The organism is Ruegeria sp. AF3 (genome assembly GCF_056536285.1).
Genome location: NZ_JBQFJM010000001.1, coordinates 893,680 through 909,976 on the forward strand (window position 1 = coordinate 893,680; position 16,297 = coordinate 909,976).

The 16,297-nt window shown below is 56.6% G+C and carries 12 protein-coding genes, 1 tRNA gene and 5 pseudogenes; 7 read left to right on the plus strand and 11 right to left on the minus strand.

Annotated features, from left to right (window positions below):
* Window positions 1–19 precede the first annotated feature (19 nt).
* Window positions 20–124, plus strand: a pseudogene (locus ACR3FC_RS04415) (IS5/IS1182 family transposase); the annotation flags it as partial.
* Between the two features lie 347 nt (window positions 125–471).
* Here ACR3FC_RS04415 and ACR3FC_RS04420 read toward each other — a convergent pair.
* Together ACR3FC_RS04420 and ACR3FC_RS04425 are read right to left on the minus strand one after the other, a co-directional pair.
* Entirely contained in the window at window positions 472–846 is a 375-nt protein-coding gene (locus ACR3FC_RS04420) for an inositol monophosphatase family protein (protein ID WP_480473589.1), read from the minus strand.
* A complete protein-coding gene (locus ACR3FC_RS04425) occupies window positions 776–1,678 on the minus strand; it encodes an AraC family transcriptional regulator (protein ID WP_480473590.1) in 903 nt (300 codons plus the stop codon). Before ACR3FC_RS04425 ends, ACR3FC_RS04420 begins: the two co-directional genes overlap by 71 nt.
* Before the next feature lie 161 nt (window positions 1,679–1,839).
* Here ACR3FC_RS04425 and ACR3FC_RS04430 point away from each other — a divergent pair, with 161 nt between their 5' ends.
* The 4 genes and pseudogenes from ACR3FC_RS04430 to ACR3FC_RS04445 all read left to right on the plus strand — a co-directional run bounded on the left by ACR3FC_RS04430 (window position 1,840) and on the right by ACR3FC_RS04445 (window position 5,926).
* Window positions 1,840–2,652 (plus strand): SDR family oxidoreductase, encoded by an 813-nt coding sequence (locus ACR3FC_RS04430; protein ID WP_480473591.1) that lies wholly within the window; start codon window positions 1,840–1,842, stop codon window positions 2,650–2,652.
* A gap of 38 nt (window positions 2,653–2,690) precedes the next feature.
* Window positions 2,691–3,560, plus strand: a complete 870-nt coding sequence (locus ACR3FC_RS04435; protein ID WP_480473592.1) for an SDR family NAD(P)-dependent oxidoreductase — start codon at window positions 2,691–2,693, stop codon at window positions 3,558–3,560.
* A gap of 229 nt (window positions 3,561–3,789) precedes the next feature.
* Window positions 3,790–4,676 (plus strand): annotated as a pseudogene (locus tag ACR3FC_RS04440) (tyrosine-type recombinase/integrase).
* Between the two features lie 12 nt (window positions 4,677–4,688).
* A pseudogene (locus ACR3FC_RS04445) lies at window positions 4,689–5,926 on the plus strand (IS91 family transposase).
* 347 nt (window positions 5,927–6,273) lie between these two features.
* Here ACR3FC_RS04445 and ACR3FC_RS04450 read toward each other — a convergent pair.
* From ACR3FC_RS04450 to ACR3FC_RS04480, 7 genes and pseudogenes are all read right to left on the minus strand, one after another.
* The gene (locus ACR3FC_RS04450; protein ID WP_480473593.1) at window positions 6,274–6,657 is read right to left on the minus strand and encodes an IS110 family transposase; all 384 of its coding nucleotides are present in this window, start codon (window positions 6,655–6,657) and stop codon (window positions 6,274–6,276) included.
* A gap of 91 nt (window positions 6,658–6,748) precedes the next feature.
* Window positions 6,749–7,648: a sterol desaturase family protein gene (locus tag ACR3FC_RS04455; RefSeq protein ID WP_480476801.1), complete on the minus strand. Its 900-nt coding sequence runs from the start codon at window positions 7,646–7,648 to the stop codon at window positions 6,749–6,751.
* 145 nt (window positions 7,649–7,793) lie between these two features.
* A pseudogene (locus tag ACR3FC_RS04460) lies at window positions 7,794–8,195 on the minus strand (IS110 family RNA-guided transposase); the annotation flags it as partial.
* Window positions 8,196–8,351: 156 nt separating this feature from the next.
* A complete protein-coding gene (locus tag ACR3FC_RS04465) occupies window positions 8,352–9,095 on the minus strand; it encodes an aspartate/glutamate racemase family protein (protein WP_480473594.1) in 744 nt (247 codons plus the stop codon).
* Between the two features lie 28 nt (window positions 9,096–9,123).
* Window positions 9,124–10,362 (minus strand): NAD(P)/FAD-dependent oxidoreductase, encoded by a 1,239-nt coding sequence (locus tag ACR3FC_RS04470; protein ID WP_480473595.1) that lies wholly within the window; start codon window positions 10,360–10,362, stop codon window positions 9,124–9,126.
* Between the two features lies 1 nt (window position 10,363).
* A complete protein-coding gene (locus tag ACR3FC_RS04475; protein WP_480473596.1) occupies window positions 10,364–12,577 on the minus strand; it encodes a TRAP transporter permease in 2,214 nt (737 codons plus the stop codon).
* An 89-nt stretch (window positions 12,578–12,666) separates the two neighbouring features.
* The gene (locus ACR3FC_RS04480; protein WP_480473597.1) at window positions 12,667–13,671 is read right to left on the minus strand and encodes a TAXI family TRAP transporter solute-binding subunit; all 1,005 of its coding nucleotides are present in this window, start codon (window positions 13,669–13,671) and stop codon (window positions 12,667–12,669) included.
* Window positions 13,672–13,799: 128 nt separating this feature from the next.
* Between ACR3FC_RS04480 and ACR3FC_RS04485 the strand changes: the two genes are divergently transcribed.
* Entirely contained in the window at window positions 13,800–14,747 is a 948-nt protein-coding gene (locus ACR3FC_RS04485; RefSeq protein WP_480473598.1) for a LysR family transcriptional regulator, read from the plus strand.
* A 27-nt stretch (window positions 14,748–14,774) separates the two neighbouring features.
* Here the strand turns inward: ACR3FC_RS04485 and ACR3FC_RS04490 are convergent.
* Window positions 14,775–15,143, minus strand: a pseudogene (locus ACR3FC_RS04490) (integrase core domain-containing protein); the annotation flags it as partial.
* Between the two features lie 128 nt (window positions 15,144–15,271).
* Here ACR3FC_RS04490 and ACR3FC_RS04495 point away from each other — a divergent pair.
* Window positions 15,272–15,996 (plus strand): IS5 family transposase gene (locus ACR3FC_RS04495; RefSeq protein ID WP_480476803.1). Its coding sequence is split into 2 segments (ribosomal slippage): window positions 15,272–15,545 and window positions 15,545–15,996, totalling 726 coding nucleotides; the frame shifts between segments, so codons are not numbered across the junction.
* Between the two features lie 164 nt (window positions 15,997–16,160).
* Here ACR3FC_RS04495 and ACR3FC_RS04500 read toward each other — a convergent pair.
* Window positions 16,161–16,235, minus strand: a tRNA-Phe gene (locus ACR3FC_RS04500).
* Between the last annotated feature and the right edge of the window lie 62 nt (window positions 16,236–16,297).

The window sequence follows — 16,297 nt, forward strand, 5'->3', positions numbered from 1 at the left end:
AGTAGGGTAGCTATGAGGTATGAGCAGTTGGTCCGCTAAGACGTACAAGACCAGGAACTGGCCTTCGTACAACACGGCGCTTAGGCAGCGTGGTTCGCTATCGATCTGGTTTGATCCTGAGATGGAATTGTAAAAGTCCGTCCAGGGAAAGGGGAAGCGCGCTCAAGCCCTGATCTGTGCAACAAAGCCATCCTTGGGGATGCAACCCCAACTCAAAGGATTACATTGCCTCACCCCCTTTGCAGGAGAGATTCTTCGATAGCTTCTGAAGCGGAAGACGACCTTACAGGTAATTGTTGCAACGGCATTGCCAAGTTGTTTGTGTGTGAATGAGAGGGGTGAGGCTTGGGCTTGTCACGTGGTCATTTCGACTGCATAGCCAAAAGTTTGCGACAAAGCCGTTTGAAACTTATGGTAGGTATAGATAGCAAGCGGCTCCGAAATCATCTTACCCGTAGATGGCTGCTTTTGTCAGGTCGTGAAGTTTGGAATTGCTGGCCAAGACAGCCCCCCCCCTCTTTCAATGAATTCGGAATATGGGGGGAAATCGACCTTGCCGCCTGCCTCCTCCACAATGAGCATTCCGGCAATGGCGTCCCAAGGATTGAGATGTGCTTCAAAAAACGCATCGGCCCGTCCAGCGGCAACGGTAAGCAAGCTATAAGCGGCAGATCCGTTTCGACGATATTCCATGCCATGGTCGATCAGTCTCTGGACTTGATCGAGATAGTCGTCGGCGCCGTGGCGCGCGGATCGTCCCAATAGAACCAGCGCATCACTCGCAAGCTCGCAACTTGAATTCGGAATCTCGATCCTGTCTTGGTGAGCATCCGAATTTGCGGACATATTCTCTCGAGAACTGAGCCGAGCTTTGGTATCCCACCCCGTAGGCAACCTCAGAGACCTTTGCGCCGGTGATTTGAAGTTCATTACGGGCATGAAGCAAACGCAGATCTTTCTGGTATTGCAGCGGCGAGGTTCCCGTGACTGCTTTGAACTGTTCGAAGAAGGCCGAACTGCTCATCCCCACACGAGCGGCAAGCTCTCTCACGGCAAGGGGTTTGCCCAGATCTGATCGGATCTCGTTCGTCGCCGCAAAAATCCGGCTAGCCGTGTTCTCGTGCCACACCAGTTTTCGAAGCGCGCCACCATGTTGCCCGATCAGCAGGCGGGCGTGGATTTCCCGCGCCGTGATCGGCGCCAGCAAGTGTCGTTCCTCTTCGGTTTCGCACTGGCGAAAATATCGCAACAAGGCGTCTCGCATGTCATCACCAGTGGGTGCGAGGCTAATCGAAAACGGATCCGACACACGGTGGGTGGTTGACTGCGGCAAGGCCGGAGCTAGGGCGCGAAGGTGATCCAGATCAAGGGGGAATACGAGCGCGACATAGGGAAGATCGGGCGTGGCCTCGGTAATCCTTGAAACAACCGGCAGCGCGTTGCTGACGATCAGCGACTGCCCGGCCCGCACGGTAAGCGTTCTGGAGCTGGTCCCAACCTCCTTTGCACCTTGCAGGACCGCGCACAACAGCGGGCGGTAGACATTTGCGTCATGTTGGGTGATCGCCGGATGGGTGAGAAATACCGTCCCACCGTCCTTATGTGTCAACACACCGTGCGTGACGCCTGAGTGATCAAGTTGAACGAGAACGTAGTCCAATAACGCCCGAGGTCCCATGAATGCCTCCTGTGGGTCGACCCATCTTTACCACGGGAGCAATGCAAACACTTACCCAAAACTTCAGATTGTGGAGGATTGTGCAAGAAAACTGGAGAATATTGAAAGATTCATCCTGCCTTGGTGATTATCGTGACTATAGGAAGTGAGGGATTTGAGATATGAAAACGATTCTTATCACCGGGGCCTCGTCGGGAATTGGCGCAGCGACGGCCCGGCATTTCCAAGCAAACGGTTGGAATGTCATCGCCACGATGCGCAACCCCACGGATGGCCCCGAGCTCGGCGCGTTAGAAAACGTACATCTGGCCCAACTGGATGTGACGGATTCGGGTTCAATTACAAAGGCCGTAGGCGAAGGCATCGAACGGTTCGGGCAGATAGATGTTTTGCTGAACAATGCGGGCTATGGCGCCTACGGTGCGTTAGAGGCCTTTTCGATGGATCGCATTCGGCGTCAGTTTGATACCAACGTGATTGGGTTGATGGAAGTGACCAAGGCTGTTCTGCCCCATTTCCGTCAGAACCAGTCGGGCACGGTTATCAATATCTCGTCCATTGGTGGGCAGATCACATTTCCACTTGGCGCGCTTTATCACGGCACAAAGTTTGCAGTTGAGGGGCTTTCGGAGTCACTACACTACGAGCTGGAGCCCCTTGGCATTCGGGTCCGAATTGTCCAACCGGGCATGATAAGAACCAACTTTGGAGGCAGTTCTTTCGATTTCGCCATGGATGAGAAGCTGCCGGACTACGCGCCAATGGCTGAAGCCATGGGGCGCCTGTTTGGCAAGCTGGCCGCGAACCCTTCTGCGCCTGAAACTGTCGCAAAGGTCATTTGGGATGCGGCCAACGAGACCGGAAACCGCCTGCGCTTTCGCGCAGGGCCTGATGCTGAAGAGCTGCTCGTTGCGCGTAAGCAACAAGATGACGAGACGTTCATCGGTGGTCTCAAGGAAAAGATGGCACCCTGAAGGGCCACTCAGTCGTTCACAGAAAGAGCTGATGATCCATGTACAGCGAAGCAATTGAAAAAGGCGGCTTGGCCGTTGTAACCGGGGCGGCAAACGGCGTGGGCAAAGCCGCAGCCCAACGCTTTGTACAAGACGGTCTGGGGGTTGTGCTGGTCGACCTGGCTGGTGAGGCATTAGACAGAGCCGAGGCGGAATTGCGCGATCTGGCCGGCTCGTCCGCAACTGTTCAGGCAATTCCGACTGATGTCACCGACACCACCGCCGTGAATGCCTTGGCGGATCAAGCTTTTGCGCTCGGCGAGATAGCTGTCCTAATGAACAATGCCGGTATCGCGCTGCCGACCAGCAGTTGGGAAAACGCAGAGAATTGGCGCAAACTGCTAGAGGTCAATCTTTTTGGGGTCATGAATGGCGTGCATGCTTTCCTGCCGCGCATGATCAAAGCGGCGCGCCCCGCTGTGGTAATCAACACGGGGTCAAAACAGGGCATCACCACACCACCCGGAAACCCCGCCTACAATACCAGCAAAGCCGCCGTGAAGGTCATGACGGAAATGCTGGCGCACGAATTGCGACAGACCGAGACGGAAATTACCACTCACCTGTTCGTACCGGGGTTCACCTATACCGGCATGATTCAGAAATTCATGCCGGAAAAACCTGCTGCCGCCTGGACAAGCGAAGAGACAATCGACTACCTGCTGAAGCGCATGTCGGCCGGAGATTTCTACATACTCTGCCCGGACAACGATGTGTCCGAAGAGCGCGACAGCAAACGCGTTGAATGGGCTGCGGGTGACATAATCAACAATCGCCCGGCTCTTTCACGCTGGCATCCCGACTATGCTGATGCCTTTGCGGCGCACGAGGCCTCGGAAAAGTCGCACAAAACGAAAGGTCGTGGATAGAGCAAGTGAAACTGTTACCCAAGCAACAAAGCTCACACCTCGTCTATAAACCTAGCGGAGATTCATACGAAGCGCAGAGTTAGGCACATTTGGACTCTGGACGAAGCCGCTCGCGCGGCAATGGCGCTTGTTGCCGATGGTGTGCGTCACTCCTGAAGCCGGGCATTTTGCGAACTGATCAACCTGTCTGACGATTGGGGCTTTCTCAGTCGACAGACAGGAGGTTCCGATGACAGAGGAGAGAACCACGCCGCTGCGCGAGCGGATGATCGAGGACATGCGTATTCGGGGTTTGGGAGACAAATCCCAACGTGCGCGCATTCGTGCGTTGAAGGAGTTCGCTGCGTTTCTGGGGCGCTCGCCCGATACGGCCACGCCGGAGGAGCTTCGGGCCTACCAGCTTCACATGACGAATGCCGAGGTCTCGCCGTCGGTTTACATTGCGCGCATCACCGCACTGCGCTTCTTTTCTCGACGACCTGCGGGCGCGAGGAGATGAAGCGGTACATGCAGTTCCGGACCGAACCGCGCAAACTGCCCGCAGTGCTCAGCGTCGAAGAGGTTTCCGAGCTTCTGGCCGTCGCGCCCGGTCCCGGACTCAAGTACCGTGCCGCGCTCAGTATTTCCTATGGCGCCGGGCTGCGGGCATCGGAGGTCTGCAATCTCACGATCGGCGACATCGACAGCGACCGGATGCTGATCCATGTCGTGCAGGGCAAGGGGCGGAAGGATCGCAAGGTGATGCTGTCGGTCGGGCTACTCGATCTATTGCGTGAGTATTGGCTTGAGGCAAGGCCCGAGGGCTGGCTGTTTCCCGGCAAGCCGAAGATCAACCCGATCTCGCCGCGCCAGTTAAACCGCGCCTTCACCTCGGCCAAGCGCATGGCCGGGACCAACAAACCCGCGACGCTGCATACCCTGCGGCACAGTTTCGCCACGCATCTTCTGGAAGCGGGGACGGATGTACGGGTCATTCAGGTGCTGTTTGGTCATGCCAAACTGACGACCACCGCCCAATATACCAAAGTCGCCACCAAGATGATCCGGGACACCATCAGCCCCTACGAGATGCTGGCAAATCTGCAAGATCAGACGCTGCGGCGAAGCCTGGAGTGACGTGACAGGGCTTTGCCCCGTCCCAAACTGGAGATCGCTGACATCTTTCGTCGATACGGCCCCGCGTGGCGGCAGGCCAATGCCGGGCATGTCGGCCTGAGCCAGCTGAAGGTCATGTCGGCGATCGAAACCTGCCGGACAGAGGCCCTCGGCGGGCATGTGGCGGCCTGCACCAAGTGCAGCCATCAGCACATCGCTTATAACTCGTGCAAGAACCGGCATTGCCCCAAGTGCCAGGGACCGGCGGCGCGCGATTGGATGGAAGCGCGGGCCGAAGACTTGCTGTCTGTAGAGTACTTCCACGTCGTCTTCACAATTCCTGCCGAGATCGCCCGCATCGCTTATTGGAACCAGAAGGCGGTCTATGGGCTGTTGTTCCGCGCATCAGCCGAAACAGTGATGACCATCGCGGCTGACCCAAAGCGCATGGGCGCGAAGGTCGGCCTGACCAGCGTGTTGCACACCTGGGGATCGGCACTCACCCATCATCCGCATATCCACATGATCGTCCCCGGCGGCGGCCTGTCACCGGACGGTACGCGGTGGGTCGCATGTCTCCCCGGCTACTTCCTGCATGTGCGCGTCCTGTCCCGGCTGTTCCGGCGACTGTTTCTGGAGGGGCTGATGGACCTGCACCGTGCCGGTCAATTGGCCTTCTTCAGCGATCTGGCCGAGCTGGAGAACGCGAACAACTTCACCGCCTGGCTCGGGCCATTCCGCAAATCCGAATGGGTGGTCTATGCCAAACCGCCCTTCGGTGACCCCGAGGCGGTGCTGGCCTATCTCAGCCGATACACCCATCGCGTGGCGATCTCGAACAGCCGCCTCGTCAGTGCCAATACCGACACCGTGACCTTTCGATGGAAGGACTACCGGATTAAACGCGGGGACAGAATGAAAGTCATGCGACTGGCCACGCCTGAGTTCATCCGCCGGTTCCTGATCCATGTCCTGCCCCCTCTCGGCAGATTTGGCTCCGCCAAATCGCCTGCCGGGCAATGGACGGCTTCCATCGCATCCGGCACTACGGCCTGCTGGCAAGTGCCGCCCGCAAGACCAACATCGCGAAGGTCCGCACGTTGCTCGGTGCGGAAACGGTCTGGCAGGAAGACGCACCCTCCGCCGAAGTCATCCCGCTCACCCTGCGCGAGCCGTGCCCGGATTGCGGCGGCCCGATGCGTATTATCGAGACGTTCCGGCGTGGCGAGGTGCCACGATCTCGCGCGCCACCGAGAAGGCAGGCAGCATGACGACACCTCCGTTCATCTCATCCACCGCAGACCGGTTGCCTCAGCTACACCGGCCGAGACCGCTTGTCTGTAGCTGTTCGAAACGTTGCGAGGACGGCGCAAAACAGTTCTTTCAAGGGTTGAAGCCAGACCAAAGTCACAGGCAGAAACTGAGATCGGCAGCCTTCACCTCCAACACCTCCGCGTCCATCGCCGGCACAAAGTCAGCCGAAAACGCTCTTTCCCCATAAGTGGCGCCCAGACCCCGCGGCTTCCTCCCTGAGAGATTTTCCAACGCGGGCCACAGTCGAGCCAAGCCGAAACCTCACACCCTGGCCCGCATCAGAAAATCTTCATCTAACCAGACCTCAGAGGCAGTGCAGCACGTTGTGATAAAATGCTGTCCGTCGCCAGAGTTTCGATGGAGAATGGCCAATACCGATCATACGGATGCCGAAGGTTTTGAGGACGCCACGGATGTGACCTTCGAGGTCTTTGCGCTGCCGGATCAGCCTTTCAAGGGCACCGACAAGGCATCGCAGCCGGTCGACCTCTTCGCTGCGGATATGCACCGCAGTGAACCAGCCGGTTCGGGCGAGCTGCGCCAATCCTTCGGCATAGGTGGCGTCAGACTTGTTGAGCCGTGCCGACAAGCACTTGTGCGCCTTGAGGGCAACAACGCAGGTCGCAGGCAGACCGAGACCGGCGAGGCCGCGCTGCAACAAGATCGACAACATTCCGCTTTCATGCACGATCCGTCGGGGCGTAAGTTCGCGGTTGCGAAACCAGCCCGCGACGCCCTGGGGATCAGCGGGACAGACGCCACGCGCTACAGTCTCAACGCTATTGGTCTATTTGGTCAGTGCCAAGCTTGGTTTGCCCGGACGAGACAGATGAAGATCGCTTCCGTTGGCTCGGGGTGTCGAGGGCACCTCCGCTCGCCGGGTCACGCAGCGGCTGAATCAGCATTCGGTCGAGCCAGAGGTCTCGGCGTGTGCGAAACTGCTCGATGCCGATTTCCATGCCCTTATGCCCCATCTCGGGTTGCGCAACGTAAGTGCCTAGAAGTCGGTCCCACCACGGTAGATTAAAGCCAAAGTTCGAGTTGGTCTCGCTTGGATCAACGGAATGGTGGACTCGGTGCATGTCTGGAGTGACGACGATCCATCTAAGTATTCGATCCACCGGACGCGGCAAGTCAATGTTTGCGTGATTGAAGAGCGCAGTAGCGTTCACGATCACCTCGAACAGGAGCACGGCGACAGCGGGCGGCCCCAAGGTTGCTACAACCGCCAGCTTGATCCCCATCGAGATGAGAATTTCTACCGGATGGAAACGCAAGCCAGTGGTCGCGTCAAAATCGAGGTCGGCGTGATGCATCCGGTGCAGACGCCAAAGCCCCGGTACGGCGTGGAACATCACATGCTGAAGGTAGATTGCGAGATCGAGAAGCAGCATGGAGGCCACGATGGCAACCCAAACCGGCGCCTCGATGTTGTTGAAGAGCCCCCATCCGCGATCCTCGGCCATAGCTGCGAGACCAACAGCGAGGATTGGAAAGGTCAGCCGCAGGATGGCGGTGTCGAGCACCACGAGCGCAAGGTTGTTTGTCCATCGGATAACGCGCGGAATATCCCGTCTTCGCCGGGGTGCGGCCACTTCCCAAAGTGCCATCGCCGCCAGGACGGATAAGAAGGCAATAAGGCGGATAGTTGGTTCAGCAGCAAGGATTGTGTCGGACATGAACATCCACTATTCGGGTTTCTGTCGCGATAGAATTGCAAGCTGTTCTAGGCGACGACCGCTCCAATGTAACGCAGACATTCAAGCGATACCATCAGAGGGCAGCTTGGGTCCGCAACTCTGCCGTTCAGCAGATTTCAGCGAACGTCCGCTGCCGAACCAGCAACTCCCGGGCCCGCAGAACCATTGCGGACGCCTGGATCTCTTCACTTTTCACGGCAACAAAGCGCATCGTTGGTCGGCTTGCAGCTTCACAGATCGCTTCCGCATCGGCCGTATCGTTCTTTTGACATTTGACGAATGGATTCACGTAGGCCGGATGGATCAGCTTGACTTCGTGACTCAAGCGACTGATCTTGCGCGCCCAATAATGCGCACTGGCACAGGCCTCCATTACAACCACGCAACGCGGCAGCTTTGCGAAGAACTCAAGGACCTGACCCCTGCGCAATTTCTTCCGAAGAACAAGATAACCTGATCCATCCGCTCCGTGCACCTGGAAAACGTTCTTCGCCAAATCCAGGCCAATCATGCTAATCTCTCCCATAGACGCCTCCATTCAGGTTGTTTGCAAACCTAAGATGGCACACCGAGGCCAGCGCGGGCGTCTACACCTTCAGAACCGGAGCCCAGAATCGGGCGCGTTCGTCTTTTGACGAAACGGTGGTCCAATTCATTTCTCGCCACTAAAAGCACGACGCGGTCAGCGTTGCCATGGCATCATTCCAGAGTAAGGTACCCGGACCGCTACAGAATGCGCCATTTGTGCTAATGTCGTAAGGTCAAAAACGGGAAGCTGCAGCTCTTCCTGAAGACGCGCGGCATATGGCGGCAAATCGGTGCATTCCAGTACCAGCGACCGGATTTCCGGTGTCTGGTGTTTTAGTCGCCGTGCTGCTCCAAGGACTTCGGCCTCGATCACATCGGTGTCCATGCGGGTCCGTGTATTCCGCAAGATCACCTCAGCGAATTCGCTGGTGTCCTCCAATCCTTGCACCGCGACGGGTATACCGGCGGCTCCGACGCCTTCGAAATGCTTTGGTGTCAAGGCTGACGCATTTGCAGTCAGCACACCCACCGGGGCCTTGGCTCCGGTCATATGGAAGGCGAGGGGCACCTGAATCAGGCTCGATGCAAAGACAGGCACGGAAACGGCTGCGGCGAGTTCCTTTTGGAACAAAGCCAGAAACCCGCAACTTCCCGTAATGGCGCGAACGCCCTCGGCCTCAAGGCGTTTTGCGCCCTCAACAAAGGGGGCAAGCAACTCAGGCGATGGGTTGTTCAGCAGGGTCGGGACGGTGATGCCGTCGATCATTTCGTAGAGCACGGGAAACGGAAGGCTGGACGGATTCTTGATGTGTCCGGGCGGTTTGGGGAAATAGCTTTCAAGGCACAAAACCCCGATCGAAGCCCCGCAGATGTTTTGACCACCTTCGTAAATTGGCATGGTACTTGGGTCCTTTTGACTTAGAGATCTAAAATCGGGCCAGCGAGAATGGGTCCAAACTGATATTTGGACTGCGGTCAGACACGAGATCCGCCACTAGTTCCCCCGTTTTCGGTGCCATCATCAGGCCGTAGTGAGAATGCCCGAACGCAACGTAGAGCCCGTCTTTGCCATTGAGCGGCCCAATCGCAGGCAGGCTGTCAGGAAATGAGGGGCGCCGTCCCATCCAGAACTTCGCCCCACCTGTATCAAGGTCCGGCACCAAAGATTTGGCCTGATCGGTCAGTATCTTTTCTTTTCGCGGGTTGGCTGGTGCGTCTACGCTGCCAAACTCGGCCGTGCCGGCAACCCTCAGTCCGCCCAACATCGAACTTGCGACGATCTTTGCATCCACATCCATGACGGAATTGTTCAGCACAGCCGAAGGGCTCGGGAACTCGATATGATACCCCCGCTCAGCCACAAGCGGTACCGGTAGTCCGAGGGGTTTCAGCAGGTCGGCAGACCACACCCCGGCGGCAAGTACAACATGGTGCGCGTGCAACGAATCTTGCGACGTGGAAATCTGCCATCCGCTTTCCCCGGCGCGACTAATCTTGGTGACTTCGGTCCGCACGAATTCGGCACCTTGGGTACGCGCTTTTTCGGCCAGAACAGCGCCCAAACGTCCCGGTGAAGTTGCGCGCGCTTGGCCTTTGATCACGATTGCAGCCTTGAACTCATTGGACAGTGCAGGTTCCAGGCACCGTAGTTCAGTACCGTCGACACGCTCCAACTCACCACCTTTTTCCCGACGGATCAGATAGCCAAGCCCGTCTAGGTTGGCCTCTTCCGGATTGCGGAACGCGTGAATGTAGTAGCTGTCGACGATCAGGTTCTCGTGCCCAGTGCCTTGCAAGTGCCGACGATAAAGATCAATGGACGGACGGCACAAAACCTCCATCGCATCCGAAACTTCGCGCACAGTCTTTTCGCTGGACTTACCCAGAAAGCGTAGCCCCCACGGGATCATCTTCGGCCAGAAGGATGTCCGGACCGACAACGCGCTTTTCGGATCCAACAGCATTTGAGGAAGTTTCTTCCAAATGCCGGGAACGGCCTGGGGAATGATCGACCAGGGAGACACCACACCTGCATTGCCGAATGAGGTCTCCTGCCCGGGCTCTCCCCGGTCAATCAACCGCACGGTTTTGCCACGTTCCTGCAATGACAGGGCGCAGCAGATGCCGACGATCCCGGCGCCGATAATGGTTACACGTTCAGACATGTCAGGCCGTTGCTTGAGTTCGGGTGCGGGCGATCAACTGCGTAACGATCACGGGTGACGCTACTGCCAGCGCGATCAGGTCAGCCGTTATCGTGGGCGCTACGAAGATGATCCCGGCAAAACCCATCAGAATACGAGACAATACGTTGAGCGGTTGCAGCCAATAACCGACGACCGCCGCGGACAGGGCGATGACCCCCGCTATGCAGCTTGCCGCAGTGTATGTGAACTCCCAAAAATCGAACCCGGTGGAGGACACGAACAACAAAACCGGTGCATAGACGAATGCCATCGGCGCTATCACCTTGCCCAACCCGAGCGTAAACGCGGACAGCCCGGTGCGGAACGGATTTGAGTTGGCGATCGCAGCCGCCGCATAAGCCGATGTACAGACCGGAGGCGTAATTTCGGACACCACGCCGTAGTAGAGCACGAACAGGTGGCTTGCGATGGGCGGAACACCCAACTGGGCCAGCGCGGGCTGCGCGACAGAAACCAGCATGATGTAAAGCGCGGTGGTTGGAATACCCGCCCCCATCAAAATGCAGACGACAGCGATGAAGATCAGGGAGATGAACAGTTGCAGGTCTTCGATTGCAAACAGCTGGAAGCTGCCGAACGAGATCATATTATAAAGATCCGCCGCCAGATTACCTGCCCCTTGCGTGACCATAAATCCGATACGAAAGCCGATACCAGTGGTGTTAATCACACCCACAACGATACCCACAGCGGCGGCAGCGGCACCCACCGCCAGCGAGTATTTTACGCCCAGTTCGACAGCAGCTAGCATCTCGGGCACTTCGATACGTTTTTGCGGGTTCAGTGTGGCAGTCACAGACAGCGCGCAGAGTATCGCGGTCATTGTCAGGTCGAACCCGCCATCCGAGAACTTCCATAACACAAAGGCCAGAAACGCCGCCGCGTAAATCAGCGTTGGTGGCTGCTTGATACGCGACATACCCGCGATCACCGCCAGCGATATGCCGCAGAAGGCAGACATGAATGGCGTGTAACCGGTAAACAGCACCACCAGCAGGCCAATCAAGGGCACGATATTAGCCCAACCTTCAGCCCAGACAGCCTTGAGTTGCGGCAATTGTTCCTTTGTCAGACCCTTCAGGTTCAGCTTGCGCGCCATCAAGTGCACAACCGCGAAGACGCCAATATAGTGCAGAAGCGCTGGGAAGATCGCCGCAATGACAATAGTGGTGTAAGGCACCTCCAGGAATTCGGCCATGATAAAGGCCGCGGCCCCCATGATGGGCGGCGTGATCTGGCCGCCCGCCGAGGAAGCAGCCTCGACCCCGCCCGCGAAATGGCCGGGGTAGCCCAGGCGTTTCATGTTCGGGATGGTCAGCGCGCCGGTTGAAACCGTGTTGGCGACCGAGGACCCTGAGATCGTTCCAAAGAAAGCCGATGATACGACCGACACCTTGGCCGGACCACCTGTATAGCGACCCGCCAGAATGGTGGCATTGTCGATAAACAACTTTCCCAACCCGGTGCGCTGCGCGATCACACCAAACAAAACGAAATGGAAGACGATGGTCGAAACGACCCAAAGCGTGACGCCATAGATGCCTTCCTGCGGAAAGTACATCGACGACACGAAGGTTTTGAAGTTTACACCGGGATGCTGCAACAAGCCGGGGAAGTACGGCCCAAGCAGGGCGTATGAGATAAAGACGCAGATGATCAGCGGCAGCACCCAGCCCAAAGTGCGGCGCGCGATGTCCAGTACCAGCAGGATGATGATCACACCCAATATCACATCGTAGGTGTTGGGGTTACCCATGCGGAATGTCTGTTCCTCGATCCCAAGAAAGGGAATGCCGCGCCATGCAACGCCAACATAAAGCGCAGCAACGATACCAAGCGCCATGAAAACCAAATCGTAAAGAGGGACATTCCCAATGCGAAACCGGCTGACCTTGAGTGCATAAAGGCTCTTGGCGCCGATAATAGGGATGGTGGCATAAACCAGGATGAACAGCAGGGCCAAGTAGATACCCATGTGCCAATGGTCCGCAGGCAGGCCGAACCCAGCGGTGAAAAACTCGTAGAACGCAAAGATCAGGGCGACGACGCGCAATACCTTGCCCGTGGTGGGCGAAACTTCACGTACAGCGGCACCTTCGTCGAACTGTTCCTCAATTGCGGCCAGTTCTTCGGCCGTCAGTTCGCGGTCATCAGGTTGCTGGGTCTCGGACATGATGGCCTCCCTGTCATATTGGTGCATTTTGACAGTGCGATGCCCCCATTGAGGCATCGCATCTGCAGGTCAGTTTTGTGAGTGGTAGGTTAAAGTAGACCTGCTTCTTTGTAGAACTTCTCGGCCCCCGGGTGCAGCGGAACACCCAGTGCCTCTACGCCGTCCAGTGCCGTATCAGGTGTGATTTGCTTGCCTTTGGCATGGCCGTTGTCCAGCAGTTTGCGCGTGTTGTCATTCCAAAGCGCCTTGGTCAGCTGATAGACCAGATCTTCGGACAGGTCCGAAGAGACAACCAGCATCGCGCTAACCGCAGGGGTCTTGGTTTCGGTGTCGATCCCTTCATAGACGCCACCCGGAATGACCGAGGGGATATAGGCCGGGATGATCTCGTTGATCTTCGCAAGATCTTCGTCGCTGAAGGAATGCAAGTTCATGCCCTTGGTCGATGACAGTTGAACCATCGCCGCAACGGGCCAACCTGCGGCATAGAAATAGGCGTCCAGTTGACCATCCGCCAAACGCTCTGCGCTCTGGCTGTTGTTCAGCTCGGCCTCATCCATATTGTCCCGGTTTACGCCCCAGGCATCCAGCATCTGCAGCACAGCAACTTGTGTACCGGAACCGGCTTGCGCGATACCTACACGCTTGCCTTCCAGATCGCCCAGATCATTGATCGTCTGTCCTGCAGGCAGAACCAGATGCAGATCCTCCGGGAACAAGTTTGCCACAATGCGCAGCTTGGGATGCGGCTTGCCTTCGAACTTGCCTTCCCCCAGATACATCGAACGGGTGACGTCTGCAGCGGCCAGACCGGCCTCAAGCTCTCCGTTCTGAACAGCGGCGTTGTTGAAGACCGAAGCGGTGGTGGATTGTGCGATTGCAATCAGGCCCGGAACACCGCACTGGCCGCCTTCTTCACAGGGGCGCGAGCCCGGAGGGGCGGAGATACCGTTTGCGATGGTACCTCCGATAGGGAAGTAGGTTCCGCCTGCACCACCGGTCCCGATGCGGAAAAACGTTGGGTCCTGCGCCAACGCAGGGGCGGCAAGCGCGCCCGCCAGAGCCAGTCCGGTCAAGTATTTCACAAATTTCATCATCATCTCCCTTTTTGGATGGTCAGATTCGGTTTGGCCGAATTTCGATCCTGCAAGCGTAGAGGCAAATTGCATAAAGACAAATTTATTATATTTCACAAAACTATAGTTTAGCTTATACATGACTCATGAACCTTACGCAGCTGACCGTTTTCCGTGAGGTGATGGAGACCGGCTCCATCTCTCAAACCGCCAGGAAACTGAACCGCACCCAGCCTGCGATCAGTCTGGCCTTGAAAAATCTTGAAAAGACCCTTGGCCTGACACTGTTCGAGCGAAAGGGACGGCGATTGGTACCTGTCCCCGAAGCACATTACCTTTTGGCCGAAACCGCAGGCATTCTGGACCGCCTTGCGACAATTTCCAGCACGATGGAAGGATTGATCAAGGGGCATTCCGGCAGCCTGAATATCGCGACAATGCCAGGCCCGTCCGCCTTTCTTTTCCCGCGTTTCATCAGCCAATCGGTCGGCGAGAACCCCGAGATACGTATCACATTATCTACGCGCAGTTCGCCTCAGATCATGGAGCTAGCGGGCACGCAGAATATTGATTTCGGCTTCGCAGACTTCGAGTATTCGGCCGGGAAAGAGCCTCAGTATTCAACAGAACTGATCCAGGCAGATTGTTTTTGCGCCGTTGATCGTGACAGCCCGCTTGCTTCGCGCATGACCGTTTCCATTTCCGATCTTGACGGAGCCCCGATGGGGGGATTGCATGCCGCGCACCCGTTTCAGCGCAAAATTAGGCAAGAGTTTCAGGATGTATCCGCGAATTACAATCCAACGGTGACCTGTCAGTACTTTCTTCCCTTGATACCCTTTGTGAGTTCAGGACAGTGTTATTCTATCATGGACCCATTGACCGTTGCCACTGAACAAGAGCTGAACCTGTCTAATGGAAAGGTTGTATTCTTACCGTTCGAAAAACCGCTAAGATACGAGTATGCAACCCTTGTGCCCGACCACCGACCACCGTCTCAATTGGCTTTGAAGATCAAAGCGGGTTGGAAAGCCGAAGTTTTGTCGATGTTGGAAGAGGTGAAAGCCAAACCTATTGTAGTGGGGATAGATTAACTGACCTGCCCCCCGAGGCTCCCTCATTCACAACGTGAGTCTGCGGGTCTGGCTTTCATATTCCTCGGTTTCGGTCTGGGCAAGCGCGCCGGGCGCGGAGCCCTCAAATTGCTCAAGCGTCCGGCGCGCTTCTGCGGGTGTTTGGTTTCCTAGCGATGAGTGTGGCCTGACGTTGTTGTAATCGTACCGCCATAGCACCAGCTTGCGCCGGGCATCGTCCAGACTTTCGAACATCTCTTCATTCAGCAGCTCGTCGCGCAGGCTGCCATTGAACGACTCGATGAAGGCATTCTGCTGGGGTTTGCCAGGATCGATGTAGTGCCAGTCCACGCCGTTTTCGTTCGCCCATTTCAGGATCGCCCGGCTGGTGAACTCTGTTCCATTATCACTGACAATGCTAGGTCATGTTGACAAAAGGGATCCACATCTGTCGGCGGGCATGATTCAAGCTGGTATCTACGACGGAGACCAGCTTGGCACGAGACCTGATGTCGGACGAGTAATGGGCGTTCTTTGAGCGGTTCATCTTGGCTGTCCGCGCCCCGAATGGACGCAAGCCTATCAACCACCGCCTTGTTCTTGATGGGATTTTCTGGATTTCCAGGACAGGGGCTCCGTGGCGCGACCTGCCGGAAGAGTTCGGCAAGTGGTTCAGCGTCTACCGACAGTTTCGGCGCTGGACACTGGCGGGGTTATGGGAAGAGATTATGGACGCCTTGAACCGAAGTGGATCAGTGCCAGACGCCCTGCAAATGATCGATAGCACCGTAATCCGCGCCCATCATCAGGCAGCGGGTGCAAAAGGGGGACTCCGCGACAGGGTTTTGGCCGTTCGAGAGGTGGCTTCACGACCAAGATCCACCTTCTCGTAAACGCACACGGCTTGCCTATGAGGACCGAGATCACACCGGTCCAGACATCTGACTATCGTGGTTTCGATTTGGTCATGGCAGACAACCTGCCTCAGCCGCGCGTGTTATTAGCAGATCGCGGCTATGATGCTGACAAAATACGCAAAAAGATGAATGATCGAGATGTGATGACCCAGATTCCCATGCGGAAAACCAGAAAGATGCGCGTTGGCGTCGACCGCTCACTTTATCGTCTGCGAAATCGGGTCGAGCGCTGCTTCAACAAGCTCAAGAACGCTCGGCGTGTTGCAACCCGCTACGACAAGACCGCAGAAAGCTTCCTGGGATTCATCGATATAACGTCCATCCGGCTTTGGTTTCGCCATTTGTCAACATGACCTAAGCGGCAAAATAACATCCTCACAAAAAATACTCCCAATAGTACCCCCATCTAAACTGATTTAAGCAGGATCATTTTGGACTGCATTGGACACAGCATTAGCGCTAGACATTGATAAATCAATGCTTTTTGTACATTCTTAGATATCTCTGGATCTAAGAGTGGTGCCCGGGGGCGGAATCGAACCACCGACACGAGGATTTTCAATCCACTGCTCTACCCCTGAGCTACCCGGGCACGGGAACGACGTTTGTCGTTGGGTGGAGGCGTTCTATGACTTGCTACCGGCAGTGTCCAGA

Coding starts and splice junctions, on each gene's coding strand:
- ACR3FC_RS04455 (WP_480476801.1), bottom strand. CDS start 7,648: ATGTCCGACACAATCCTTGCTGCTGAACCAACTATCCGCCTTATTGCC.
- ACR3FC_RS04425 (WP_480473590.1), bottom strand. CDS start 1,678: ATGGGACCTCGGGCGTTATTGGACTACGTTCTCGTTCAACTTGATCAC.
- ACR3FC_RS04480 (WP_480473597.1), bottom strand. CDS start 13,671: ATGAAATTTGTGAAATACTTGACCGGACTGGCTCTGGCGGGCGCGCTT.
- ACR3FC_RS04435 (WP_480473592.1), top strand. CDS start 2,691: ATGTACAGCGAAGCAATTGAAAAAGGCGGCTTGGCCGTTGTAACCGGG.
- ACR3FC_RS04485 (WP_480473598.1), top strand. CDS start 13,800: ATGAACCTTACGCAGCTGACCGTTTTCCGTGAGGTGATGGAGACCGGC.
- ACR3FC_RS04475 (WP_480473596.1), bottom strand. CDS start 12,577: ATGTCCGAGACCCAGCAACCTGATGACCGCGAACTGACGGCCGAAGAA.
- ACR3FC_RS04465 (WP_480473594.1), bottom strand. CDS start 9,095: ATGCCAATTTACGAAGGTGGTCAAAACATCTGCGGGGCTTCGATCGGG.
- ACR3FC_RS04420 (WP_480473589.1), bottom strand. CDS start 846: ATGTCCGCAAATTCGGATGCTCACCAAGACAGGATCGAGATTCCGAAT.
- ACR3FC_RS04470 (WP_480473595.1), bottom strand. CDS start 10,362: ATGTCTGAACGTGTAACCATTATCGGCGCCGGGATCGTCGGCATCTGC.
- ACR3FC_RS04430 (WP_480473591.1), top strand. CDS start 1,840: ATGAAAACGATTCTTATCACCGGGGCCTCGTCGGGAATTGGCGCAGCG.